This window comes from Kitasatospora sp. NPDC022785, from assembly GCF_055561295.1.
Genome location: NZ_JBVHHB010000005.1, coordinates 214114 through 236631, shown reverse-complemented (window position 1 = coordinate 236631; position 22518 = coordinate 214114). Strand labels below are relative to the sequence as shown.

General features: G+C 73.8%; 22 protein-coding genes. 9 read left to right on the top strand and 13 right to left on the bottom strand.

All coding sequences use genetic code 11. The features are described 5' to 3' along the window. The first annotated feature begins 180 nt into the window (after positions 1-180). Positions 181-858: a DUF461 domain-containing protein gene (locus ACZ3YO_RS11165; protein ID WP_465567768.1), complete on the top strand. Its 678-nt coding sequence runs from the start codon at positions 181-183 to the stop codon at positions 856-858. A gap of 112 nt (positions 859-970) precedes the next feature. On the opposite strand, the gene phoP is transcribed toward ACZ3YO_RS11165, so the two are convergent. Then, positions 971-1663 (bottom strand): two-component system response regulator PhoP, encoded by a 693-nt coding sequence (gene phoP, locus ACZ3YO_RS11160; protein ID WP_148644185.1) that lies wholly within the window; start codon positions 1661-1663, stop codon positions 971-973. Positions 1664-1665: 2 nt separating this feature from the next. Further along, complete coding sequence (gene phoR, locus ACZ3YO_RS11155; RefSeq protein ID WP_396321946.1) at positions 1666-2952, bottom strand: two-component system sensor histidine kinase PhoR; 1287 nt, start codon at positions 2950-2952, stop codon at positions 1666-1668. Between the two features lie 305 nt (positions 2953-3257). Here phoR and phoU point away from each other — a divergent pair, with 305 nt between their 5' ends. Then, positions 3258-3944 carry a phosphate signaling complex protein PhoU gene (gene phoU, locus ACZ3YO_RS11150; protein WP_465567764.1) on the top strand — a complete coding sequence of 229 codons (687 nt, stop codon included), beginning with the start codon at positions 3258-3260 and terminating at the stop codon, positions 3942-3944. Between the two features lie 479 nt (positions 3945-4423). Here phoU and ACZ3YO_RS11145 read toward each other — a convergent pair whose 3' ends face one another. Then, positions 4424-5182, bottom strand: a complete 759-nt coding sequence (locus tag ACZ3YO_RS11145; protein WP_396321948.1) for a phosphoglyceromutase — start codon at positions 5180-5182, stop codon at positions 4424-4426. A 149-nt stretch (positions 5183-5331) separates the two neighbouring features. On the opposite strand from ACZ3YO_RS11145, the gene ACZ3YO_RS11140 reads away from it, so the two are divergent. Then, a complete protein-coding gene (locus ACZ3YO_RS11140) occupies positions 5332-6633 on the top strand; it encodes an MDR family MFS transporter (protein WP_465567760.1) in 1302 nt (433 codons plus the stop codon). 117 nt (positions 6634-6750) lie between these two features. Here ACZ3YO_RS11140 and ACZ3YO_RS11135 read toward each other — a convergent pair whose 3' ends face one another. Together ACZ3YO_RS11135 and mshA are read right to left on the bottom strand one after the other, a co-directional pair. Next, positions 6751-7311, bottom strand: a complete 561-nt coding sequence (locus ACZ3YO_RS11135; RefSeq protein WP_465567757.1) for a type III secretion system chaperone family protein — start codon at positions 7309-7311, stop codon at positions 6751-6753. Positions 7312-7358: 47 nt separating this feature from the next. Continuing rightward, positions 7359-8732, bottom strand: coding sequence for a D-inositol-3-phosphate glycosyltransferase (gene mshA / locus ACZ3YO_RS11130; RefSeq protein WP_465568054.1), 1374 nt, complete (start codon positions 8730-8732; stop codon positions 7359-7361). 481 nt (positions 8733-9213) lie between these two features. On the opposite strand from mshA, the gene ACZ3YO_RS11125 reads away from it, so the two are divergent. Beyond that, complete coding sequence (locus ACZ3YO_RS11125; protein WP_465567755.1) at positions 9214-10044, top strand: methyltransferase domain-containing protein; 831 nt, start codon at positions 9214-9216, stop codon at positions 10042-10044. 125 nt (positions 10045-10169) lie between these two features. On the opposite strand, the gene ACZ3YO_RS11120 is transcribed toward ACZ3YO_RS11125, so the two are convergent. Further along, complete coding sequence (locus ACZ3YO_RS11120) at positions 10170-10754, bottom strand: O-acetyl-ADP-ribose deacetylase (protein WP_465567752.1); 585 nt, start codon at positions 10752-10754, stop codon at positions 10170-10172. 235 nt (positions 10755-10989) lie between these two features. Between ACZ3YO_RS11120 and ACZ3YO_RS11115 the strand changes: the two genes are divergently transcribed. After that, complete coding sequence (locus ACZ3YO_RS11115; protein WP_465567749.1) at positions 10990-12453, top strand: PP2C family protein-serine/threonine phosphatase; 1464 nt, start codon at positions 10990-10992, stop codon at positions 12451-12453. 211 nt (positions 12454-12664) lie between these two features. Here the strand turns inward: ACZ3YO_RS11115 and ACZ3YO_RS11110 are convergent, their stop codons facing one another. The 4 genes from ACZ3YO_RS11110 to ACZ3YO_RS11095 form a co-directional block, all read right to left on the bottom strand. Beyond that, positions 12665-13018, bottom strand: coding sequence for a DUF2516 family protein (locus ACZ3YO_RS11110; protein WP_465567746.1), 354 nt, complete (start codon positions 13016-13018; stop codon positions 12665-12667). A 167-nt stretch (positions 13019-13185) separates the two neighbouring features. Then, on the bottom strand, positions 13186-13740 hold the full coding sequence (locus ACZ3YO_RS11105) for a hypothetical protein (protein ID WP_465567743.1): 555 nt from the start codon (positions 13738-13740) through the stop codon (positions 13186-13188). A gap of 18 nt (positions 13741-13758) precedes the next feature. Then, a complete protein-coding gene (locus ACZ3YO_RS11100; protein ID WP_465567740.1) occupies positions 13759-14412 on the bottom strand; it encodes a helix-turn-helix domain-containing protein in 654 nt (217 codons plus the stop codon). 62 nt (positions 14413-14474) lie between these two features. Then, the gene (locus ACZ3YO_RS11095; protein ID WP_465567737.1) at positions 14475-15569 is read right to left on the bottom strand and encodes a DNA polymerase III subunit beta family protein; all 1095 of its coding nucleotides are present in this window, start codon (positions 15567-15569) and stop codon (positions 14475-14477) included. A gap of 178 nt (positions 15570-15747) precedes the next feature. Here ACZ3YO_RS11095 and ACZ3YO_RS11090 point away from each other — a divergent pair, with 178 nt between their 5' ends. Next, positions 15748-16356, top strand: a complete 609-nt coding sequence (locus ACZ3YO_RS11090; protein WP_465567734.1) for a YceI family protein — start codon at positions 15748-15750, stop codon at positions 16354-16356. A gap of 202 nt (positions 16357-16558) precedes the next feature. Here ACZ3YO_RS11090 and ACZ3YO_RS11085 read toward each other — a convergent pair whose 3' ends face one another. Then, positions 16559-17545 carry a LysR family transcriptional regulator gene (locus ACZ3YO_RS11085; RefSeq protein ID WP_465567731.1) on the bottom strand — a complete coding sequence of 329 codons (987 nt, stop codon included), beginning with the start codon at positions 17543-17545 and terminating at the stop codon, positions 16559-16561. A gap of 115 nt (positions 17546-17660) precedes the next feature. On the opposite strand from ACZ3YO_RS11085, the gene ACZ3YO_RS11080 reads away from it, so the two are divergent. Beyond that, a complete protein-coding gene (locus tag ACZ3YO_RS11080) occupies positions 17661-18980 on the top strand; it encodes an MFS transporter (RefSeq protein ID WP_465567728.1) in 1320 nt (439 codons plus the stop codon). A gap of 9 nt (positions 18981-18989) precedes the next feature. Further along, positions 18990-19475 (top strand): macro domain-containing protein, encoded by a 486-nt coding sequence (locus ACZ3YO_RS11075; RefSeq protein ID WP_465567725.1) that lies wholly within the window; start codon positions 18990-18992, stop codon positions 19473-19475. On the opposite strand, the gene ACZ3YO_RS11070 is transcribed toward ACZ3YO_RS11075, so the two are convergent. Next, complete coding sequence (locus ACZ3YO_RS11070; RefSeq protein WP_465567722.1) at positions 19460-20023, bottom strand: GNAT family N-acetyltransferase; 564 nt, start codon at positions 20021-20023, stop codon at positions 19460-19462. The genes ACZ3YO_RS11075 and ACZ3YO_RS11070 overlap by 16 nt on opposite strands. Positions 20024-20276: 253 nt before the next feature. Between ACZ3YO_RS11070 and ACZ3YO_RS11065 the strand changes: the two genes are divergently transcribed. Further along, the gene (locus tag ACZ3YO_RS11065) at positions 20277-21095 is read left to right on the top strand and encodes a TetR/AcrR family transcriptional regulator (protein ID WP_465567719.1); all 819 of its coding nucleotides are present in this window, start codon (positions 20277-20279) and stop codon (positions 21093-21095) included. An 89-nt stretch (positions 21096-21184) separates the two neighbouring features. On the opposite strand, the gene ACZ3YO_RS11060 is transcribed toward ACZ3YO_RS11065, so the two are convergent. Then, the gene (locus ACZ3YO_RS11060) at positions 21185-22498 is read right to left on the bottom strand and encodes a GNAT family N-acetyltransferase (protein WP_465567716.1); all 1314 of its coding nucleotides are present in this window, start codon (positions 22496-22498) and stop codon (positions 21185-21187) included. Positions 22499-22518: the final 20 nt, after the last annotated feature.

The window sequence follows — 22518 nt, the reverse complement described above, 5'->3', positions numbered from 1 at the left end:
GTTTCCCGATCGTGATCCGATCTTGGTCGATTTTGACCTGGACACGGCGATGTGCCGCCGTACGGGCGCCCGGGACAGCTTCGGCGGGCGACACGGGGACCACCCCGTGAGGAGCGCATAAGCAAGGTCGATAATCTGAGACCCGACCACCCGCCACGTGACCTAGGAGAAGCCGCCGCCGTGAGCCGCAGCCTTCGAGTCGGCAGCATCGCCGCCATCGCCGCCCTCGCCATCGCCTCGCTGTCGTCCTGCGCGGCCGGCAACACGCCGGACACTCTGGAGATCAAGCCCGACAACGCCCAGGCGACGCTGGGCACCGACATCCGGCTGAACAACATCGTCGTCGTCACCGGCGACGAGCCCTCCGGTGAGTACACCGGTCCCGTCAACGTGACGGTGAACATCAGCAACTCCGGGAAGACGCCGATCGAGCTGCAGTCCGTCGCCGTGGGCACCAGCGCCGCCGCCCTGCTGGACGAGAAGGGCGCCCCGGTGGGCTCCCTCGTCATCCCGGCCGGCGGCACGGTGCTGCTGGGTGGCGACGGCAACCCGTCCGCCAAGGTCCCCGCCGCCACCGTGGTCGTCGGCGGCTACGCGCCCACCGAGTTCGCCTTCAAGAGCGGCGAGAAGGTCGGGACCGAGGCCGCCGTCAGCCCGAACGCGGGCCTGTACAAGGGCTGGGGCCCCGGCCCGGCGGCCGCCCCGTCCAAGCCCGCGGGCTCGCCGTCCGCCCCCGCCGCGACCACCGTCCCCGCCACCGGGGCGGCCACCCCGGGCGCCACACCGTCCGGCGCCGCCGCTCCGGCCGGTACCGCCACGCCGGCCGGTACCGCCACGCCGGCCGCCGGGACCCACTGACCCGCGGCCGTCCAGGGCTGAACAACAGGGGATGCCCCCCTCCGGCACCTGCCGGAGGGGGGCATCCCCTGTGCTCGTGTCCGCTGCCCGCGTCCGCGCGTGCGGCCCGGGTTTACGGCTCGAACTTGTAGCCGAGGCCGCGGACCGTCACCAGGTAGCGCGGCGCGCCCGGGTCCGGCTCGATCTTCGCCCGCAGGCGCTTCACGTGGACGTCCAGCGTCTTGGTGTCACCGACGTAGTCCGCGCCCCAGACCCGGTCGATCAGCTGCATCCGGGTGAGCACCCGGCCCGCGTTGCGCAGCAGCATCTCCAGCAGGTCGAACTCCTTGAGCGGCAGGTCCACCTTGGCGCCGTCCACCGTGACCACGTGGCGGTCGACGTCCATCCGGACCGGGCCCGCCTCCAGCGCACCCGGACCGCCGCCCTCACCGGGGCCCTCGGTCTCGCCGCGGCGGCGCAGCACCGCGCGGATCCGGGCGACCAGCTCGCGGGTGGAGTACGGCTTGGTGACGTAGTCGTCCGCACCTATCTCCAGGCCGACGACCTTGTCGATCTCGCTGTCCTTGGCGGTGACCATGATCACCGGGACGTTGGAGCGCACCCGGAGCTGGCGGCAGACCTCGGTGCCGGGCAGGCCCGGCAGCATCAGGTCGAGCAGGACGAGGTCGGCACCGTTCCGTTCGAACTGCTCGAGCGCGTCGGGGCCGGTGGCGGCGATGGCCACCTCGAAGCCCTCCTTGCGGAGCATGTACGACAGGGCGTCGCTGAACGACTCCTCGTCCTCGACCACCAGTACTCGGGTCACGATCAGGCCTCCGGGGCAAGCTGGGGGGTTGTTTCTGACAGGAGTTGCGCGGACTCCCCGGCGGGGAGCGTGTGGTCCGCGGGCGCCTGCCCGGCAGGCAGGCGCAGGGTGAAGGTGGAGCCCTGGCCCTCGACGCTCCACACCGAGACGGTGCCGCCGTGCGAGGCGGCCACGTGCTTGACGATGGAGAGGCCGAGGCCGGTGCCGCCGGTCTGGCGGGAGCGGGCCGGGTCGACGCGGTAGAAGCGCTCGAAGACCCGCTCGCGGTCCTTCTCGGAGATGCCGATGCCCTGGTCGGTGACCGAGATCTCGATCAGCTCGCCGTCGGCCTCGCCGAGGGCGGCGGCGCTGGAGATCCGGCGGGTCGCGATCGCCACGCGGGTGCGCGGCGGGCTGTAGTTGACCGCGTTCTCCACCAGGTTGCCCAGCGCGGCGGCCAGCTGGCCGCGGTTGCCGTGCAGGTAGAGGCCGGCGATGCCGCCGGCCGCGATCAGGATCTGCTTGGCGGCCGCCTGCTGGCGGCAGCGGTCGATCGCCTCGGCGATCAGCTCGTCCACCGAGACCGGCTCCGGGTCGACCATCAGCCGGTCGTCCTGGACCCGGGAGAGGTCGATGATCTCCTGGACCAGGCTGGCCAGCCTGGTCGCCTCGATCTGCATCCGGCCGGCGAAGCGCTGGACCGCCTCCGGGTCGTCGGACGCGTCGGCGACCGCCTCGGAGAGCAGCGAGAGCGCGCCGACGGGGGTCTTGAGCTCGTGGCTGACGTTGGCGACGAAGTCGCGGCGGACCGCCTCGACCCGACGGCGGTCGGTCTGGTCCTCGACCAGCACCAGGACCAGCCGGGAGCCCAGCGGGGCGACCCGTACGGACACCGCGAGGGGCTCGGCGGTGCGGGCCGTGCCCGGGCGCGGCACCTCCAGCTCGACCTGGCGGATCTCGCCGTCCCGGCGGGTGGCGCGGGCCAGCGCGAGCATCGGGTCGACGGCGACCGCGCCGCCGCGCACCAGGCCCATGGCGTACGCCGCCGAGCTGGCCTTGACCACCTCGTCGCCCTCGCCGAGCACGATCGCGCAGGATCGGAGCACGGAGAGTACGGTGTCGACCCCCGGGGGAAGCGGGGGCTCGTGGGTGCCTGCGCCGAGCGCCTGCTGCCGGTTCTTGCCGCTGGTTCCGCCGTGTCTGCTCCTGGCCTGTTCGCGCTCGCTCCAACGGAAGGCGATGGAGGCCGTGAGGCCGACGCCGAGCCCGGCTATGGCGCAGGCAGCGGCGGCGGCCACGTTCACGTCCATGCGGCCAGCCTAAGCGCACAGCCAGGCCACTCCCCAAGGGTCGGATCAAGGGATCGGCCGCGCGTTGCCGAGAATTCACCTTCACGTAGCTGCCGGTTCACCGCACGGGTCGTGCGTGGTCGCCCGGACGGCCGAGAGTTGGCCGCGCAGCCCGTGTGGGAGGGGTGGCGGACCGAACACCCGTCCGCCGGCCCCGGTGGCGCGTACCATTCGCGCCACCAGCAGCGGTCACCCGAACGCCGTACCGACGGTCGTACGGGACGACCGGTCGGCACCGCCACCGACACAGCTACTGAGGAGAGAGCATGCGCGACGCGTACCACGAGGAACTCGACTCGATCGGCGACAGCCTGGTCGAGATGGCCCGGCTGGCCGGTTCGGCGCTGGGCCGAGCCACCACCGCACTCCTCGACGCGGACCTGGCGCTGGCGGAGAGCGTGATCGCCGCCGACGGGAAGATCAACGACCTGCACCACGAGCTGGAGAACCGGGCGATCGACCTGCTCGCCCGCCAGCAGCCGGTCGCCACCGACCTGCGCATCGTCGTCACGTCGCTGCGGATGAGCGCCGACCTGGAGCGCTGCGGCGACCTCGCCCAGCACGTGGCCAAGGTCGCGCGGCTGCGCTACCCCGACTCGGCCGTCCCGCGCGACCTGCACGCGACCGTCCTGGAGATGGGCCAGCTCGCCCAGCGGCTGGTGGCCAAGGCGGGCCTGGTGATCGCCACCAAGGACGTCGAGAAGGCGCTGGAGCTGGAGCAGGACGACGACGCGATCGACGCGCTGCACCGCGAGCTGTTCGCGCACCTGATCGACGACCGCTGGCACCACGGCATCGAGACGGCCGTCGACGTCACCCTGGTCGGCCGCTACTACGAGCGCTTCGCCGACCACGCGGTCTCGGTGGCCAAGCGCGTGGTGTACCTGGTGACCGGCGAGCACGTGGACGAGTTCGTCGCCGCCACCGAGGCCGCGGAGGCCGCCGGGAAGTGACCCGGCGGGTGGGGCGCTCACCCTGCGGGGTGAGTAAACCTCGGACAGGGGTGGTGAGGGCGCACGGCCTTTCGGGCGCCCCACCACTGCGCGCCCGTTGACGCTCCCTCCGATCGGCGGTTTCACTCGATGCCGTAGGCACCGAAGTGTGCCCCTCACAAGGAGGGTCCAGCGCGATGAAGGCAAACCCGACTCGACCGACCCCGGCACACGACACCGTCGAGCCGCCCGCCCCGAAGCTGCTGCCCGTCCTTGCGGCCGGCTGCGGCTGCGGTCCGGGCTGCGGCTGCGGCTGCCAGTCCGGCGCCCCCTGCCAGTGCGGCGGCGTCAGCGGAGGCTGCTGCGGGCACTGAGCCCGGCGCCCGGCGGAGTTCCGGGGTGCGCGGCCGCCGTGGGAGACGGTCGCGCAAGTCGGACGACGCAACGGCAACGGCCCCACTCCCGCACACGCGGGGAGTGGGGCCGTCTCGTCTTCGGGCCTACTTCTTGCCCTGGTTCTTGACCGCCTCGATGGCGGCGGCGGCGGCGTCCGCGTCGAGGTAGCGGCCGCCCTTGGCGACCGGCTTGAAGTCGGCGTCCAGCTCGTAGACCAGCGGGATGCCGGTCGGGATGTTGAGGCCGGCGATGTCCTCGTCGGAGATGCCGTCGAGGTGCTTGACCAGCGCGCGCAGGCTGTTGCCGTGGGCGGTGACCAGGACGGTCTTGCCGGCGGCGAGGTCCGGGACGATGGCGTCGTACCAGTACGGGAGCATCCGGTCGACGACGTCCTTGAGGCACTCGGTGCGCGGACGCAGCTCGCTCGGGATGTCCGCGTAGCGGGCGTCACCGGCCTGCGAGTACTCGGCGTCGTCGGCCAGCACCGGCGGCGGGGTGTCGTACGAGCGGCGCCAGAGCTGGAACTGCTCCTCGCCGAACTCGGCCAGCGTCTGGGCCTTGTCCTTGCCCTGGAGGGCGCCGTAGTGGCGCTCGTTCAGACGCCAGCTCCGGCTGACCGGGATCCAGTGGCGGTCGGCCTTGTCCAGGGCGATCTGCGAGGTACGGATCGCACGGCGCAGCAGCGAGGTGTGCACCACGTCGGGGAAGAATCCCTCGGCGGCGAGGAGCTCGCCACCACGTGCGGCCTCCTTCTCGCCCTTCTCGTTGAGGTCGACGTCGACCCAACCGGTGAACAGGTTCTTCTGGTTCCACTGGCTCTCGCCGTGGCGGAGGAGGATGAGTCGGTACGTCGTGTCAGCCATGGCCCCCAGCTTAGTGGAGGCCCAAAAACCCCCTGGTTCGGACCTCCCCCCACGTGTAATGTGCGCACTGGATCTGCGCCACTTACCTGGCCGCTGTTCGGACCCGCCGGTACCGCTCAGCGGCACACCTGCCGCCCGGGAGCCCCCACATGCCCGATCTGCCCGTCTCCGCCCGAATCCGGAGAGCCGCGAGCGAGACGATGGGCGGGATGCCCCGGCAGTTCTGGTGGCTCTGGACAGGCACCCTGATCAACCGGCTCGGCGGGTTCGTCGTCACGTTCCTGGCGCTCTACCTGACCGCGGACCGGGGCTACTCGGCATCGTACGCGGGTCTGGTCGCCTCGCTGTTCGGCCTCGGTTCGGCGATCGCGTCAGTCGGCGCCGGGGTACTGACCGACCGGATCGGACGGCGGCCGACGCTGGTCGCCGCGCAGCTCGGTACCGCGCTGTTCACGACGGTGCTCGGCTTCACGGACGGGCAGGTGGCGATCGCCGCGGTCGCCTTCCTGGTCGGCCTCTGCAACAACGCGACGCGGCCGGCCACCTCGGCGATCATCGCGGACATCGTGCCCGCCGAGGACCGCGTCCGCGCCTACTCGCTGAACTACTGGGCGATCAACATCGGCTTCGGCCTCTCCGCGGCGGCCGCCGGCCTGATCGCCACCCATGGCTACCTGACGCTCTTCCTGCTGGACGCGCTCTCCACCCTGGTCTGCGCGGTGGTCATCTTCGTCCGGATCCCCGAGACCAGGCCGGACGCTCCGGCCGCGCAGGCGGGCGAGCCCGCGATCGGGCTCGGCACGGTGTTCCGGGACGCCCGCTTCATGGCGGTGGTGGCGCTCAACCTGCTGCTCGCCCTCGTCGCCCAGCAGGGCAGCACCACACTCGCCGTGGACATGGGCCGGGCCGGCATCACCTCCACCCAGTACGGGCTGGTGATCGGCCTCAACGGGCTGCTCATCGTGCTGCTGCAGATCCCGCTCACGCGGTGGATGGAGAACCGCAACCGGACCGCGCTGCTGGTCGCCAGCGCGCTGTTCATCGGCTGGGGCTTCGGGCTGACCGCGCTCGCCGGGTCGTCCGCCTGGTTCTACGCCTTCACCGTCGCGGTCTGGACGATCGGCGAGATCCTGAACGCGCCGACCATGATGGGCCTGGTCGCCGAGCTGTCGCCGACCCACGCCCGTGGCCGCTACCAGGGCGTGTACTCGCTCTCCTGGTCGCTCGCCTCGTTCCTCGGGCCGGCGGCCGGCGGGGTGCTGCTGGAGCGGGCCGGCGGTGGCGCCATGTGGGGCGCCTGCGCGGTCTGCGGCACGATCGCGGCGGCCGGGTACGTGGTGCTCGGGCGGCGGCCGGGCGCGGCGACGGCGGGGGTGGCCGGGGGCGCGAGCACCGCGGTGGCGCCCGGGAAGACGGACACCGAGGCCGAGCCGGCCCCGGCGGCTTGCTGAACCCGGGGCTGCTCGGCGGGGGCCGTCAGGCGGCCGGGAAGACCGGCGGCCTGGCCGCCCGGCGGCGGGTACAACCCGACGCGGGCGGTTCGACGGCGGGGCGCCTCGACGGCGGGGCTACTCGGCGACGGCTCCGGACGCCGGTGCAGCCTCGGTCTCGGGCGCGGCCCCGGTGGCCGGTCCGGCGAGGTGGGCGAAGGCGGCCAGGTTGCGGGTGGACTCCCCGCGCTTGGTCCGCCACTCCCACTCGCGCCGGATGGCGGAGGCGAAGCCCAGCTCCAGCAGGGTGTTGAACGGCTCGTCGGCGTTGTCCAGCACCGTCCCGAGCAGCCGGTCCACCGCGTCCGGGGTGAGCGCCTCCAGCGGCAGCCGGCCCGCCAGGTAGACGTCGCCGAGCGCGTCGATCGCGTAGGCGACGCCGTACAGCCGGGTGTTGCGCTCCAGCAGCCACCGGTAGACGGCCTCGTGGTTCTCGTCCGGGCGGCGGATCACGAAGGCGTTCACCGAGAGGGTGTGGTCGCCGGCCCGGAGCGCACAGGTGGTGCTCAGCTTGCGGGTGCCCGGGAGGGTCGCCACCAGCGTGTACGGGTCGGTGGTGGCCGGCTCCCAGGCCACCCCGGCGTCGTCCAGCGCGGCGCGCAGGAGGGTCAGGGCCTCGTCCTTGGTGCGGATTGCCATGGGGGTGACGTTACTCGGCGGTACCGGCACCCGAAAGCGGGGCGGGCTCAGGCCAGACGGCGGCGGGAGCCGCCGAGACGGCCGGCCGGGCGGGCCAGGCTGCCTGCGTACACCTCGGCGGTGGTCGCCGCCGCGGTGTCCCAGCCGAACCCGGCGGCGTGCCGGGCCGCCGCCGCGCCCTGCCGGGCGATCAGGCCCGGCTCGGTGACGTACGGCTTCAGCGCCTGTGCCCAGGCCTGCGGGTCGTGGCCGCGGACCAGGGTGCCGGTCACGCCGTCCCGGACCGCGACCGGCAGGCCGCCGACCGCGGCCGCCACCACCGGCGTCCCGCAGGCCTGCGCCTCCAGCGCGACCAGCCCGAAGGACTCGCTGTACGAGGGCATCACCAGCGCCGTCGCCGCGCGGTACCACTCGGCGAGCTGGGCCTGCCCGACCGGCGGGTGAAACCGGACCACGTCGCAGATGCCCAGCTGGGCGGCGAGCTTGTGCAGGCTCTCCGGCTTGGCCAGCCCGGTGCCGGACGGACCGCCGACCACGGGCACCACCAGCCGCTCGCGCAGCTCCGGCTGCCGCTCCAGCAGCGCAGCGACCGCACGGAGCAGCACGTCCGGCGCCTTCAGCGGCTGGATCCGGCCGGCGAAGAGCAGCACCGCGGCGTCCTGCGGCAGGCCGAGCCGGGCCCGCGCGGCGGCGCGCGCCTCCGGGCCGCCCGGGCGGAAGACGTCCAGGTTGACGCCCGGGTGGACGACGGCCAGCTGGTCCGGGCGGGCCGCGTAGTGCAGGGCCAGCTCGGCGGCCTCCTCGGTGGTGTTGGCGATCAGCCGGTCGGCGGCCTCGACCACCTGCGTCTCGCCGATCACCCGGGCGGCCGGCTCGGGGGTGTCCCCCTCGGCCAGCGCGGCGTTCTTGACCTTCGCCATGGTGTGCATGGTGTGCACCAGCGGCACGCCCCAGCGCTGGGCGGCCAGCCAGCCGACCTGGCCGGAGAGCCAGTAGTGCGAGTGGACCAGGTCGTAGTGGCCGGGGCGGTGGCCGGCCTCCGTCCGGAGCACACCGTGGGTGAAGGCACAGAGCTGGGCCGGCAGGTCCTCCTTGACCAGCCCCTCGAACGGGCCGGCGGTGACGTGCCGGACCAGGACGCCCGGAGCCAGCTCGACGGTGGGCGCGTCGTCCGAGCAGATCGCCCGGGTGAAGACCTCGACCTCGATGTCCAGCGCGGCGAGCCGCTTGGCGAGCTCCACGATGTAGACGTTCATGCCACCGGCGTCGCCGGTGCCGGGCTGGTGCAGCGGGGAGGTGTGGACGGAGAGCATGGCTATCCGGCGCGGGCGGCGCCGGCCTCCCGTGACCAGCGACTGGAGCCGGCCCCGCGCGGGCGGGGTCGGCTGGGCACGGCGTACCGAACGGACGGGGTGCTGGATCACCTGGCTGAAGCCTCCTCTGTGCTGCCCGCCTCTGCAGCCCTGCTCTGTCTCCGCGGCGCTCCGCAGCCTGCCTGCCTGCCGTGCGCCGCCTGCCGTGCGGTGTGTGCGCCACCGCCCACACCGCACCACCGCGTCGCGGTCGCGGCGCGGCGGTGAGCTGCCCCGTCCGGGCACGCCTCACCACCAGTGTGCCAACCACCGGGTGACCGACCGGCATTCCCGTCACGGCACATGAGATGGCCCTCGGCGGCGGACGGGCGGCGGTACGCCGGACGCGGGCTCGCCGGCGCAGGGCGGGGCGCGGTACAGCGGGGCGGGGTACGGCGGGCGGGGTACGGCGGTACGACGGGCCTGGGTCGCGCGGGGCGTCGGAACGGACGGGCCGGGGCGTCGGAACGGACGGGCCCGGGCGGAGGCGGACGGCCCGGGCAGGGGCGGACGGCAGGGCGCCTGGGGGCGGCCGCGTACGCTTTTCGGCATGGCCGCCTCCTTCGACTCCGTGACCACGCCTGCCCGCGGGCGGGCGGGGCGGCCGGTGGGGACCGTCACCCGCGGGACCACCAACACCAACCGCCTCCGGCGGATGGACCGCTGGATCGCCCACACGCTGGGCCCCGCGCTGCGCTCCGCCGACCGCCCGCCGGTCGCCGTCGACCTCGGGTACGGCGCCGCGCCGTGGACGGCGGTCGAGCTGTCCGGGCGGCTGCGGGCGGTGCGGCCGGACGTCCGGGTGGTGGGGATCGAGATCGAGCCGGAGCGGGTCGCGGCCGCGCTGCCGTACGCGGAGCCGCCGCTGCTCACCTTCCGGCGCGGCGGCTTCGAGGTGCCGCTGGACGGCGGCGCGCCCGCCCAGCTGATCCGGGCCGCCAACGTGCTGCGGCAGTACGAGGAGTCGGCGGTGGCCGGGGTCTGGGAACGGCTCTGCGCCCGGCTGGCTCCGGACGGGCTGCTGGTCGAGGGGACCTGTGACGAGATCGGACGCCGGCACGTCTGGGTGGCGCTCGGGCCGCAGGGCCCGCGGACGGTGACCTTCGCGGCCCGGCTCGGCGGGCTCGGGCAGCCGTCCGACCTGGCGGAGCGGCTGCCCAAGGCGCTGATCCACCACAACGTGCCGGGCCGGCCGGTGCACGCCTTCCTCACCGACTTCGACCGGGCCTGGGCGGCGGCCGCGCCCTACGGGGCGTTCGGGGCCCGGCAGCGCTGGGTGGCCGCCTGCACGGCGCTGGCCGGCAGCTGGCCGCTGGTGGACGCGCGCGGGCGGTGGCGGCAGGGCGAGGTCACCCTGCCGTGGACGGCGCTCGCCCCGTAGGCGCCCGGCCGGCACCGCGCTGCCGCGCTGCTGAGCGAGCCCGGGGATTCACTCGAACGAGTTATCGAATATCTCTGGCGTGTTGACGCCTGGTCACGCCACCATGGGGGCATCCGATCGGCGCCTCAGTCCTGCCCCTCCGGCCCCTGCCCCTCCTCCTTCTTCCGCCCCTCCGACTCCATCGCCCGCCAGACCCGTTCGAACGCCCCGTACGCCTCGGGGCCGAACAGCACGAACCGCACCTCCGCCGGCTCACCCACCGCCCCCGGCACCTCCGCCACGACGGTGCCGAGCGCGATCCGGGCCGCGTCCTCCAGCGGCCACCCGTACACCCCGGCCGACACCGCCGGGAAGGCCACCGTCCGCGCGCCCAGCTCCGCCGCCACCCGGAGCAACTCGCGGTAGCAGGAGGCCAACTGCTCCGCCCGCACGTCGTACTCCTCCTCCCGGTAGACCGGCCCCACCGTGTGCACCACCCAGCGGGCCGGCAGCCGCCCCGCCGTGGTCGCCACCGCCTGCCCGGTGGGCAGGCCCCGGCCCCAGTGCGAGGCCCTGAGCCTGCGGCACTCCTCCAGAATCTGCGGCCCGCCCTTGCGGTGGATCGCACCGTCCACACCGCCGCCACCGAGCAGAGAGGAGTTGGCGGCGTTCACGACCGCGTCCACCTGCTGTTCCGTGATGTCACCCTCGACCAGGGTGATCCGTGTCACCACCGTGTCCGCCCTTCCGGGCCCGGCCCGGCGCCTGTCGGCAGGGCCCCGGTCGTCGCCATGTCCTGTTCACCACACCACCACCGGCGTGGCACCCACACAAGCGTGCCGGTCGGCCAGAGAGTTCCCCGGAGACCACGTTATGGTCGCGAGAAGTTCCCCGACGCAGGGTGCCACGCGGGCACTGCGGACGGACGCCGACCGTTACGCACTCGGGGAAAGGGAGGATCAACCGATGCCCGCAACGGGAGACGGGCGGGCACCTGGTGCCGCCGACCCGCCGGGCACCCTCGACGGTGCCCGCTCCGGCCGTACCCACAACCGGTCCGCCGCCCACAGACCGGCCGGCCCGGCCACGGCGCCTCCCCCGATACCCCACCCCCGGTCGAACGCCGCCCCCGCGCCGTCGCCCGCCGCACCCCAGGCTGCCCCGCTCCGGCTGCTGGTGATCGAGGACGACGCCTCCGACGCCCAGCTGCTCAAGGCCGCGGTGGCCGACAGCGGCGCCCCGATCGAGATCCACTGGGCCCGCGGGCTGGAGCAGGCCTCCGAACTGCTGGCATCCGCCTCGTCCCGGCGCGGCCGGGCACGCGGCACCGACTTCAGCTGCGTCCTCCTCGACCTCGCCGCCCCCGCCGACCTGCCCCACCCCTCGGACGCCTCGGATGGCCTGGAGGGCCTGCACGAGTTGCTCCGCCGGGCCCCGCACACCGCCGTCGTGGTGCTGACCGACGCCGCCGGCGCCGAGCTGGGCGCCGCCGCGGTGGCCGCCGGCGCGCAGGACTTCCTGATCAAGCACGAGACGGACGGCCCGCTGCTCGCCCGCGCCCTGCGGTACGCCGTCGAGCGCAAGCGCGCCGACGAGTCCCAGCGCCGGCTGGTCGAGGCCGAGCTGCGCGGTCAGGAGAACGCCCGGCTCCAGCGCCACCTGCTGCCCACCCCGCTGCTGGACGGCGCCGGGCTCTCCTTCACCCGGCGCTACCGCCCCGGCCGCCGCCGCGCGCTGCTCGGCGGTGACTTCTACGACGCCGTGCGCACCGACGACGGCACCGTCCACGTCGTGATCGGCGACGTCTGCGGCCACGGCCCGGACGAGGCCGCGCTCGGCGTGGCGCTCCGGATAGCGTGGCGCACCCTGGTCTTCGCCGGCCTCACCGGCGAGGCCCTGCTGACCACCCTTCAGCACGTCCTGGAGCACGAGCGGCGCAGCGACGAGATCTTCGCGACGCTCTGCATGCTGGTCATCGAGCCCGGTGGCGCCGCCGGCGAACTCGACTCGCCCGGCGCCGCCGAACACGCCCGGCTCTACCTCGCCGGCCACCCCGCGCCCCTGCTGCTCAGCGCCGGCCACAAGCCGGCGATGCTGCCGGCCGACCTCGCCGGCCCCGCACTCGGCCTGCTCCCCTGCGACGACGGCCAGGCCGTCTGGCCCGCGCACCGGGTCGAACTGCCCGCCGGCTGGCGGCTGCTGCTCTACACCGACGGCCTGATCGAGGGTCGGGTCGGGGCCGGCTCGCGCCGCCTCGGCCAGGACGGCCTGGCGGACCTCATCGGCGACCACCAGTCCGCCGGGCTGACCAGGGGCCGCCTGGTGGACAGCGCGATCGCCGAGGTCGAGGAGCTGAACGGCGGCGCGCTGACGGACGACGTCGCCGTGCTGCTGCTGGAGCGCAACCCGGTGCAGCTGATCCTGGGCTGACCGGGGCGGGGGAACATACGGAGAGCCCCGGCGCGCGGATGGTTCCGCGCGCCGGGGCTCGACGCTCGTCCTGCCTTGTCCCGCCCGTGCCTTGTGCTGCCTCGGCCCGCCCGAGTCCGTGCCTGTCCCGCCCGAGGCCGTGGCTGTCCCGCCCGAGTCCGGCCGTATCAGGCCGTGTCCGGGGTGCGTCCGCGCGTGCACCGCCCGGCGGCTACCAGGGGCCGTAGGGGCCCATGTTGCGCCGGTCGCCCCGGCCGCCGCCCCGGCCGGTCAGCTCCCGGATCGCCGGGCGCACGTCGACCATGTAGACGATGGCCGCGACCAGGCCCGCCAGGGTCAGGAAGCTGGTCATGAAGTTCGCCCCGAACAGCAGGTCCAGCCCGAAGGCGATCCCCAGGACCGCCAGCCAGAACCCCTTGGTCTTCTTGTCCGCCGCCCGGTACGCGTCCTCCGGTCGGGTGGCCGCGTCGACCAGGGCGACCAGCTTGAAACCCAGGATGGCGACGGCCAGCCACCAGAACGGGTTCAGGTAGTCCAAGCCCAGGATCTGAGCCACTCCGCCCATCGCGGTCTCCTCTGCGTCTCGGCTCCGGCGTCCCGGCCGCCGCCCATCCTGGCACGGCGATCCGCCCGCCACGGTGTCAACGTCCCGAGGTCACCAGATGTGCCCCGGACGGCCCGGACTCAACCGGGCCGTGGTGGCTCCCGGCGTTCCGCCGGCCGGCCGGCGGACTACTCGGTGCTCTTGCGGGCCCGGGGGGACTTCTTGACGGCGCGCTCGGCGGCGGGCTCCGTGGCGGCCTCCCCCTCGGGCTCGTCGTCCTCGACCAGCTCGGCGTCGACCGCCTCGGGCTCGGCCTCCACCGGCTTCGCGGAGGCGGGCTCGGCCGCCACCGGCGTGGACTCGGCGGGCCGGCCCCGGTCGACGACGCCCTTGCCGCGCTCGGCCAGCTCGTCGTAGGCCTCCTTGGCCTTCACCGCCAGCTCGACCGCGCGGCCGACCTGCTGGAGCGCGAAGCTCTGCGCCTTCTCCTGGAGGATCTTGAGGTCGGTGGGCAGCGTGGTCACCGAGTCCGCCACCTTCGTCTGCGCCTCCACCAGCCGGCTCTGCGCCTCCTGGAGCCTGGCGGTGGCCTTCTCCTGCGTACCCTTGCGGTCCGCGGCCAGCGCCTCGACCTTGCCGGGCACCTCACGCAGCTTCTCGTAGGCGAGGTCGCCCGCGCCGGCGAGGGCGTAGAGCGGGGTCGGGTCGCTCAGGGTCTTCTTGATCTCGTCCGTGATCGGCATGGCCGGTCCTCCCGTGGTCTAGGTTGCCGGGCCGGCGGTCTTCGGCCGGTCGGCTTCGGGGTCTTCGGGCACCGCGTCAGTGTCCTTGCGCGCGGCGTTCTCCTTGAGGAAGGCGTCGTAGACCGCGAGCAGCGCCTGCTTCTGCTGCTCGTTGATCAGCGGATCGGCCAGGATCGAGGCCCGCAGCTCCAGGCCCTCGCCCCGCCGTTCCTCCAGGATCCCGGCCTGGACGTACAGCGTCTCCGCCGAGATCCTCAGCGCCTTGGCGATCTGCTGGAGGATCTCCGCGCTCGGCTTGCGCAACCCTCGCTCGATCTGACTGAGGTAGGGGTTGGACACGCCGGCGGCCTCGGCCAGCTGCCGCAACGAGTACTGCGCGTTCCGCCGCTGCTCGCGGATGTACTCGCCCAGCGAACCGACATTCAGTGAGGCCATGCGACCAGGCTGCACCACCGCGCTTGCAAATGCAAGCACGGTGCTAACAGCAGCAAACGCGGCGGCGCGCGCCGACCACGGGGCGGGGAGGTCGCCCGCGGGGGCCGGCCGGTCGGCGGCGAGGTCGAGGGCCGGTCGGGTGGTGAGCGGGTCCGCGGCCAGGGCGGTGCGGACGGTGCGGTGGCCGGGGCCGCCGACACGGACCGCGTCGGCGAGGAGGAGCAGGTTGGCGACCACGCCCGCCCGGGCCGGACGGGCCGGACGGGAACGGCCGCACGAGGGCGATCGGGCGCAGGCGCTCAGGCGAGCTCGGGGACCCGGATCGGCATGAGGAGGGAGAAGGTGCCGTCCCGCCCGGCCGTCCGGATGGCCAACGGGGCGATCGGGCCGCCGATTTCGAGGACGAGCTGCTCGGGGCCGCCGGCCCGGAGTGCGTCCAGGAGGAAGTCGCGGTTGACCGCCACCCGGACGTCGTCGGTGGCGGGCTCCGCGCCGTCGGAGGCGATGGTGAGCCGCCCGTCCCGGTCGAGGGTGAGCACGGTGACCTCGCAGGCGGAGCCGTGCGGGCCGGAGGGCAGGCTGCGGGTGGCGCCGGACTCGACCGCGCCGAGCAGCTCCGCGGCGGGCAGGCCGACCCGGCGGCCCGGGTCGAGCCGGACCAGCGAGCGGTAGTCGGGGTAGTCGTGGTCGAGGGTGGCGCCCTCGATCCGGTGACCACCTGTCGTGACGCGGAACTGCCCGGCGCTGATGGCCAGTTCAGCCTCCTCCGCACCGGAGCCGAGCAGCACGCGGACGGCGTCGGCCAACGCGGTCGGGACGATCACGCCCGTCGAGGATGCCGACGGGGCGGGCACTTCGGCCAGCGCCATCCGGTACCGGTCGGTGGCGACCAGCCGCAGCAGCCCCCCGTCCAGGTCGAACAACACGCCCGACAGCATGGGTACTTCGGGGTCACTGCCGACCGCGAAGCGGACCGCGTCCAGGGCGGCGGCCAGCTCGCGGGCGGGGACGGTGAAGCCGTGCGCGGCGGGGGCGGTGGTCATGAGGTTCTCCCTCTGGTCGATCAGCGTGCGGATCAGGGAGAGCTCCCGGCGCGCGTCGGCGAGGCCGTCCTCCAGCCGCCGCAGATGCGCATCGAGCACCCGGTGGGCCGTACCGTCGCCAGGGGCCGCGGCGAGCACGGCCCGGATGCCGGCGAGGGGCAGGCCCACCCGCCGCAGCCGGCAGAGCAGCCGGGCGTCGGCGAGCTGGTCCGGCGCGTACCAGCGGTAGCCGGTCTGCGGGTCGACCCAGGCGGGGGCGAGGACGCCGGCGCCGTCATAGAAGCGCAGCGCACTGACGCCGAGGCCACTGTCGCGGGCCAGTTCACCGATGCTGCGCAGGTCGCTCTCCATGCCCGGGACTCTGGGGCCTCGACCGGGTCGAGGGTCAAGCCGCACGGCCGGACCGGCGTCGATGGTACCGGGCGGCGCGACCGCCGTCACCACGTGGTTGAACTTTGAACGAAACCGTCCTACAGTGGAGACAACAAGTTGAAGCCTAAACAAATGGCTTCGAACCCGAGGAGGAGCCATGGGCCTTTTCAACCGCACCAAGAACGCCGTCGCCACCACCGTCATCGACACCCCCGCCGGCCCGGACCTGGGCCACCTCGCTGGCGACTGGGCCATCGACACCACCCACAGCGAGGTCGGATTCTCGGTGCGCCACGCCATGGTGACCAACGTCAAGGGCCGTTTCACCGACTACGACGGCAAGCTGCACCTGGACGGCACCACCCCGGGCAACTCCAGCGCCGAGCTGGTGATCAAGGTCGCGAGCATCGACACCAACCAGGCGCAGCGCGACGAGCACCTGCGCACCGGCGACTTCTTCGCCGCCGACGCCCACCCGGAGATCCGCTTCCGCAGCACCTCCGCCGAGCGTCTGCGCGGCGACTCGTACCGGATGAACGGCGAGCTCACGATCAAGGGCACCACCCGCCCGATCGTGCTGGACCTCGACTACACCGGCAGCGCCACCGACGCCTACGGCGCCGAGCGGGTCGGCTTCGAGGGCTCGGCCGTGCTCGACCGCACCGACTGGGGCCTCACCTACAACGCCGCCCTGGAGACCGGCGGCGTGCTGATCGGCGAGAAGGTCAAGCTCAGCTTCGACATCTCCGCCGTCAAGGCGGCCTGAACCGGCCGACCACGGCCGCCGGACCGACCTTCGCACCGGCGGTCGCCGTAGCGACCGCCCCGCACACGCCCCACCCCTGCCGACCCCCGAGCGGCAGGGGTGGGGACGTCTCCGGGCACAACAACGCCCGTCGGCCGCCGGATTCCGGTCCTGCGGGATCCGCCGTCATCCAGCGGGACGAACCGGCCGCGGCCGGGACGAACTACACCCCCGGCAGTACCGCCCCCGCCTCCAGCAGCGCCGCGTCGGCGGCCGGCAGCCAACTGCCCGCCGGGCGCCGCAGCCACCCCTCCCGGGCGCCGAGTTCGGCGGCCGCCGCGCGCAGCGCCGTCAGCCCCGGGTGCCGCAGGCCCGGGCGGTGCACCAGACTGACCAGGCTGAGCGGCACCGGGTCGACGAGTGGCACGTTCACCACGCCGGGGATCAGCGGCCCGCTGGTGGTGGTCAGCATCGGGTCGCCGTGCCGGGTGAGGTAGCGGGCGGTCTCGTCCACCCCGACCGGCGGGACGTACGGCGCCGCCGCCGTCAGCCCGTGCTCGCGCAGCAGCCGGGTCCCGAAGTCGGCCCATTCGGTGGTGGCCGGGTTGCCGGCGCAGACGTCCACGGGGTGGCCGGCCAGCTCCGCCAGGCGCAGCACCGGTCGGCCGGCCAGCGGGTGGCCGACCGCCATCATCACCGAGACCCGCTCCAACCGCACCGGCGTCTGGACGAGTTGGCCCCGCACCCGGGCGTCCAGGCCGGCGAACCGGCCGAGCGAGGCGTCCAGGCGGTGGGCGATCAGCTCCTCGGCCGCCGCCGCCAGACCGCCGAGGAAGCGGGCCAGGATGTCGCCCTCCGGCCAGGCGGCGCGGGCCGGTTCGAGCAGCCGGTCGGAGGTCAGATCGGGGCCGTTGACGTTGCTGTTGACGTCCAGCAGCAACGGGCGGAGCTCGGCGGCCGTCACGATCTCGTCGTGCAGGGCGAGGAGCTGGCGCGCCTTCGGCAGCAACAGCAGCCCCGCCCGGGTGAGTTCGACGCTACGGGTGGTCCGGGTGAAGAGCGCGTCGCCGAGCAGCCTCTCCAGCGCGCGGACGTCCCGGCTGAGCGCCTGCTGGGCGACGTGCAGGCGTTCGGCGGCCCGGCCGAAGTGCAGGGTCTCGGCCGTCGCGACGAAACCGCGGAGCAGGCGGGGGTGCAGGTCGGAGGGCATGACGGCAGATTAACAACATCATGTTGTCAGTACGGCGAAACAGGTGTTGGACCGCGCCCGGGCCGAGCCGTGAGGCTGGGAGCTCCCTCCCCCCCACTCTCTGTTTCGGAGTACCGTGCTCGCCTCCTACCGACGGCTCTTCGCCCTGCCCGGCACCGCCGCCTTCACCTTCGCCGGGCTGTTCGGCCGGCTCTCGATGTCGATGACGGGCGTCTCCCTGGTGGTTCTGCTCGCCGAACGGCGCGGCTCGTACGCACTGGCGGGCAGCGTCTCGGCGGCCGGCCTGGTCACCGGGGCGATCGGCATGCCGCTGCTCGGCCGCCTGGTCGACCGGTACGGGCAGGCGCGCGTCGCCGTCCCGGCCACGCTGTACAACGCCGTTTCGTTCGCCGGCCTGCTGGTCTGCGTCCGCTCCGGCGCGCCCGACTGGACGCTGTACGCCTGCTGGGCGGCCGGCGCGGCGGCGCCGAACCTGGGCGGCATGGCGCGGGCCCGCTGGGCACACCTCTACCGGGCCGACCCGGCCGCCCGGCACCTCGCCAACTCCTTCGAACAGGCGCTGGACGAGCTCTGCTTCATGGCCGGGCCGGTGCTCGCGATGCTGCTCTGCACAGCGGTCGCACCGGAGGCCGGCATGCTCACCGCCGGGGTGCTCGGCTCCGTCGGCGCCCTGCTCTTCGCCGCCCAGCGACGCACCGAACCCCCGCTCGCGGAGCGCCCGTCGGGCAGCGGCCACGGCTCGCCGCTGCGGGTGCCGGGGCTGCGGGTGCTGGTGCTGACCTTCCTCGCCAGCGGCGTGGTCTTCGGCTCGATGGAGCTGACCACCGTGGCCTACGCCGACGCCCTCGGACAGAAGCCGGTGGCGGGCGGTCTGCTGGCGCTGGTCGCGGCCGGCTCGTGCGTGGCCGGGCTGCTCTTCGGCCTGCTCCGGCCGCGCCGGGCGGCGGGCGTCCGTTTCCTGCTCGGTGTCACCGCGATGGCCGTCCTGCTGCTCCTGCCGCTGGCCGCCGGGGTGGGCGGCGCCGGACCGGCCGTGCTCGGCGTCACGCTGTTCGTGGCCGGGACGGGCACCGCACCGACCATGGTCACCGGTATGACGCTGGTCCAGGAGCTGCTCCCGCAGAGGCAGCTGAACGAGGGCATGGCGGTCGCGGTGTCCGGCATCGTGGTCGGCATCTCGGCCGGCGCGGCCCTCGCCGGGGCGGTCGCCGAGCACGCCGCACCCGGCTCCGGCTACTGGCTGCCCGCGGGAGCCGCCGCGCTCGCCCTGCTGATCGCCCTGGCGGGCCGCCGCCACCTGCGGACACCGGGCTCTTCCGCGGTACCGGACGCCCTCCCGGTGCAGGGCTCCCTCCCGGTACGGGGCACTTCATCGGCCCCGGGCGCTCCCTCGGCGTCCGAGAATTCCGAACGGGTTGTCACTGCCGCGCGCTAGCGTTCGGGCATGGAGACGGCGACCATCCGATACGTCCGTGGCGACGCCACCGCGCCCCAGGCGAAGGGCGTGAAGGTGATCGCGCACGTCTGCAACGACCTCGGCGGGTGGGGCAAGGGATTCGTGCTGGCCCTGTCGCGGCGCTGGCCGGAGCCGGAGGCGGCGTTCCGGCGCTGGCACCGGGAGCGCGCGAAGAACGACTTCGGTCTGGGAGCCGCCCAGTTGGTGCAGGTCGAGCCGTACGTCTGGGTGGCCAACCTGGTCGGGCAGCGCGGCATCCGGACCGGCCGATCGACGGGCGTACCGGTGCGGTACGAGGCGATCGACACCGCGCTGGCGGCGCTGGCCGAGCGGGCGCTCGCGCTCGGCGCCTCCGTCCACATGCCGCGGATCGGCTGCGGACTGGCGGGCGGGCGATGGGAGTTGGTCGAGCCGCTGGTGACGGCCCGCCTGGTGGACCGGGGGGTCCCGGTGACGGTCTACGACGTCGGCTGAAGGCCCGCCGACGCCGGTGACGGCCGCACCGACGCCGCCGGCCAGGTGTACTCGTACTCGGGCAGCAGGTAGCCGCCCGGGAAGACGCCCTCCTGCTCGGCCGTCCGGTGGCCGCCCTCGCGCTCGTAGAACGCGACCGCCCGGGCGTTGTCGCGCAGCACCTCCAGGTAGAGGTCGGCGCCGGGGTGCTGCCTGGCGACGTGCCCGCGAGCCGCGTCGAGCAGCGCGCGGCCGATGCCTCCGCCGGTCCGCCCGGGCCGGACGTGCAGGTTGTCCAGCAGCACCCGCCCGTCCTCCTGCGGCACCAGGTAGACGAAGCCGACGACGCTCCCGGCCTGATCGGCGATCAGCAGCTCGGGGGTGTTGGCCGGTTCGCCGTAGTCGACGGTCAGCCGCAACGCCCAGAGCTCGCGCCGCGCGGCCACCATCCCGTCACCGAGCGCCTGCTCCGGGACGATGCCGGTGTAGGCGGTGCGCCAGCTGAGGGCGTGCAGGCCGGCAACGGCCTCGGCGTCGTGCGCGGTGCCGCGGCGGATGGTGGCGTTCATGTGACGAGCTTCCCACACGCCCCAGCTTGAGCATGTTCAACTCCAGCCCCTAGAGTCATGCCCATGCTTTTGAACGCGTTCGAACCGGACGAACGCGTTCGAACCGGACGGGGGCGGAGCGGCGGTACCGGGTGCGGAGGGGGCATCCGGTGCTGTCCGCACCGACACCGACTGGAGCCGGGCGGTCGTGTCATGTCTGCCCTGGCACCGCCAGGCAGGCGGGAGTTTGACGGCAGGCCCTAGGCTCGGAGCCGTGGACGACCTGGCAGCGACGAACGGACCCGACAGCACGAGCGGCACCGCCGGCACCGACAGCCCCGGCGACGGCCTCGCCACCGGCACCCCCGCTCCGGCGGAGCTTCCCGGCGGAAGAGCCCAGCCGAAGACGGACAAGAGTGAGGCGACCCGGGCCCTGATCCTGGAGACCGCGATGCGGCTGTTCCAGGAGCGCGGCTACGAGAAGACCACCATGCGCGCCATTGCCACCGAGGCGGGCGTCTCGGTCGGGAATGCTTACTATTATTTTTCGGCGAAGGAATTCCTGATTCAAGGATTCTACGACCGGATGACGTACGACCACGCGGCGGACGCCAGGAATCGCATGGCCCGTACTCGGGATTTCGCCGAGCGGCTGGAAATCGCGCTGACCTCCTGGCTCGACACCGCCGCGCCGTACCACGAGTTCGCCGCGCAGTTCTTCCGGACGGCCGCCGACCCGACCAGCTCGCTGAGCCCGTTCTCCAACGAGTCGCACCCGGCGCGGGCGACCGCCGTGGAGCTGTTCCGCGACGTGCTGCAGGGCTCGGACCTGGCGCCGAAGCTGGACGCGGAGCTGGTCGAGCTCCTGCCGGACGTGCTCTGGCTGCACCTCATGGTCGTGGTCCTCTACTGGGTCTTCGACCGGACCGAGGACACCGAGCGGACGCGGGAATTCGTCACCCGGTCCACCCCCATGGCGGCCCGGGTGATCAACCTCTCGCGTTATCGGGTATTCCGGCCGATTGTCCGCGACGCCAAGGGACTTATTCAGGACTTCATCCTGCCGACCATCGGGAAAACCGCCGTCAAGTAGGCGGAGCAGGCGAAGCCGGAAATCGGACGGCGCCGGGCCGGCCGTCGGGGAGACGGCCGGCCCGGCGCCGGTGCTTCGGGGTGCCCGGCTCAGAAGCCGTCCGGGTTCCAGGAGAGCAGCGGTGTGCGCAGCACCAGGTCGACGGCGGCCGCGGCGCCCTCCCAGACCTCGGTGACCAGGCCGGCCGCGGCCAGCCGGGGAGCCGTCTCGCCGCCCAGGTAGAGCGACCCGAGCGCCGAGGATCCGAGCAGGAGGTCGGGCACGTCGGTGGTGCGGGTGCAGCGGCCGGTGCCGTCGGCGGCGGCCTCGATCGCCCAGCGGCCGGCGGCGTAGCCGTCGCGGTCCTTGACCTCCAGCACGACCCGGCCGGGCGCTCCGTACGTCCGGGCGTTGAACGCGGCCTCGAAGTCGAGCACCCGCAGCCACATGAAGTCGGCGTTCTCCGCGTAAGGGGTGGCCGCGCGCGGGTCGTTGAGCAGCAGCGGCAGCGGGTCGTCCGGGCCTATGTTCTCGATCACGACCTTGCGCACCCAGTCGACCGAGAACAGGAACCGCCACAGCTCGGCGGCGGTGGCCCGGTCGAGGGCGAGGAAGTCGACCACGGTGAGGGTGCAGTTCGGGTAGCTGCCGTCCCAGGTGTCGTCGACCCGGTAGACGGCCAGGCCGGTGGCGTTGCCCCCGGCGTCCCGGTGGACGGCGGCGAAAGGCTCCTTCCACTCGAAGCCCGGGACCGGGACCGCGCCGGTGTGGCGCTTCCACCACGCCTCGTCGCGGGCGAGCGCGCCGGGCTGGGTGAGCCGCCAGCGGTCGTGCAGCTCGGGGCCCACCTTGCGCAGCTCCTCCATGGTGAGGAACTCGATCCGCCCGCCGGGCACGGTGGGCAGGCCGTCGCGCAGGCCGCGGGCGCGCGTCAGGTCGACGTTCCAACCGTGGCCACGGGTGGCCGGGCCGAAGCCGAACCGGCCGTAGATGCTGTACTCGGCGGCGATCAGGACGGCGACGGGGGCGCCGCGCTTGCGGGCGGCCGCGAGGTCCCGCGACAGCATCCGGCGCAGCAGGCCGCGGCGGCGGTGGGTGGTCGTCACGGTGACGGAGGTGATCGCGTTCGCCGGGACGACGGCCCCGCCGGGGACGGTCAGCTCGACGTCGAAGCTCCGGTAGGTGGCGACGAACCGGCCCTCGGCCTCGGCCCCGAGCGCCCGCCCGGGCTGCCACTGCAGCCGGCGGAACTCCAGCGCGCTCTCCGCGTGCGGGCGCAGGAACCCCAGGGAGATCGCGCGGCCCCAGGCCTCGATCTCGCTCTCGGCGATCTCCCGGATCTCTGCTCCGCCGACCGTGTCGGTCCGCTCCTCCAGCCGGCCGTGGCCCTGGTCACCGGTCTCGCCGTACGCGTCGTTGCCCATCCGCCCACGGTACGGCGGGC

What these genes read in the sequence shown, in the direction of transcription:
- ACZ3YO_RS11085 (WP_465567731.1), bottom strand. Translation starts at nt 17,545, where the DNA reads ATGCCCTCCGACCTGCACCCCCGCCTGCTCCGCGGTTTCGTCGCGACG.
- ACZ3YO_RS11095 (WP_465567737.1), bottom strand. Translation starts at nt 15,569, where the DNA reads ATGGAGAGCGACCTGCGCAGCATCGGTGAACTGGCCCGCGACAGTGGC.
- ACZ3YO_RS11090 (WP_465567734.1), top strand. Translation starts at nt 15,748, where the DNA reads ATGGGCCTTTTCAACCGCACCAAGAACGCCGTCGCCACCACCGTCATC.
- ACZ3YO_RS11070 (WP_465567722.1), bottom strand. Translation starts at nt 20,023, where the DNA reads ATGAACGCCACCATCCGCCGCGGCACCGCGCACGACGCCGAGGCCGTT.
- phoU (WP_465567764.1), top strand. Translation starts at nt 3,258, where the DNA reads ATGCGCGACGCGTACCACGAGGAACTCGACTCGATCGGCGACAGCCTG.
- ACZ3YO_RS11125 (WP_465567755.1), top strand. Translation starts at nt 9,214, where the DNA reads ATGGCCGCCTCCTTCGACTCCGTGACCACGCCTGCCCGCGGGCGGGCG.
- ACZ3YO_RS11115 (WP_465567749.1), top strand. Translation starts at nt 10,990, where the DNA reads ATGCCCGCAACGGGAGACGGGCGGGCACCTGGTGCCGCCGACCCGCCG.
- ACZ3YO_RS11135 (WP_465567757.1), bottom strand. Translation starts at nt 7,311, where the DNA reads ATGGCAATCCGCACCAAGGACGAGGCCCTGACCCTCCTGCGCGCCGCG.
- ACZ3YO_RS11140 (WP_465567760.1), top strand. Translation starts at nt 5,332, where the DNA reads ATGCCCGATCTGCCCGTCTCCGCCCGAATCCGGAGAGCCGCGAGCGAG.
- ACZ3YO_RS11075 (WP_465567725.1), top strand. Translation starts at nt 18,990, where the DNA reads ATGGAGACGGCGACCATCCGATACGTCCGTGGCGACGCCACCGCGCCC.
- ACZ3YO_RS11060 (WP_465567716.1), bottom strand. Translation starts at nt 22,498, where the DNA reads ATGGGCAACGACGCGTACGGCGAGACCGGTGACCAGGGCCACGGCCGG.
- ACZ3YO_RS11105 (WP_465567743.1), bottom strand. Translation starts at nt 13,740, where the DNA reads ATGCCGATCACGGACGAGATCAAGAAGACCCTGAGCGACCCGACCCCG.
- phoR (WP_396321946.1), bottom strand. Translation starts at nt 2,952, where the DNA reads ATGGACGTGAACGTGGCCGCCGCCGCTGCCTGCGCCATAGCCGGGCTC.
- ACZ3YO_RS11110 (WP_465567746.1), bottom strand. Translation starts at nt 13,018, where the DNA reads ATGGGCGGAGTGGCTCAGATCCTGGGCTTGGACTACCTGAACCCGTTC.
- ACZ3YO_RS11145 (WP_396321948.1), bottom strand. Translation starts at nt 5,182, where the DNA reads ATGGCTGACACGACGTACCGACTCATCCTCCTCCGCCACGGCGAGAGC.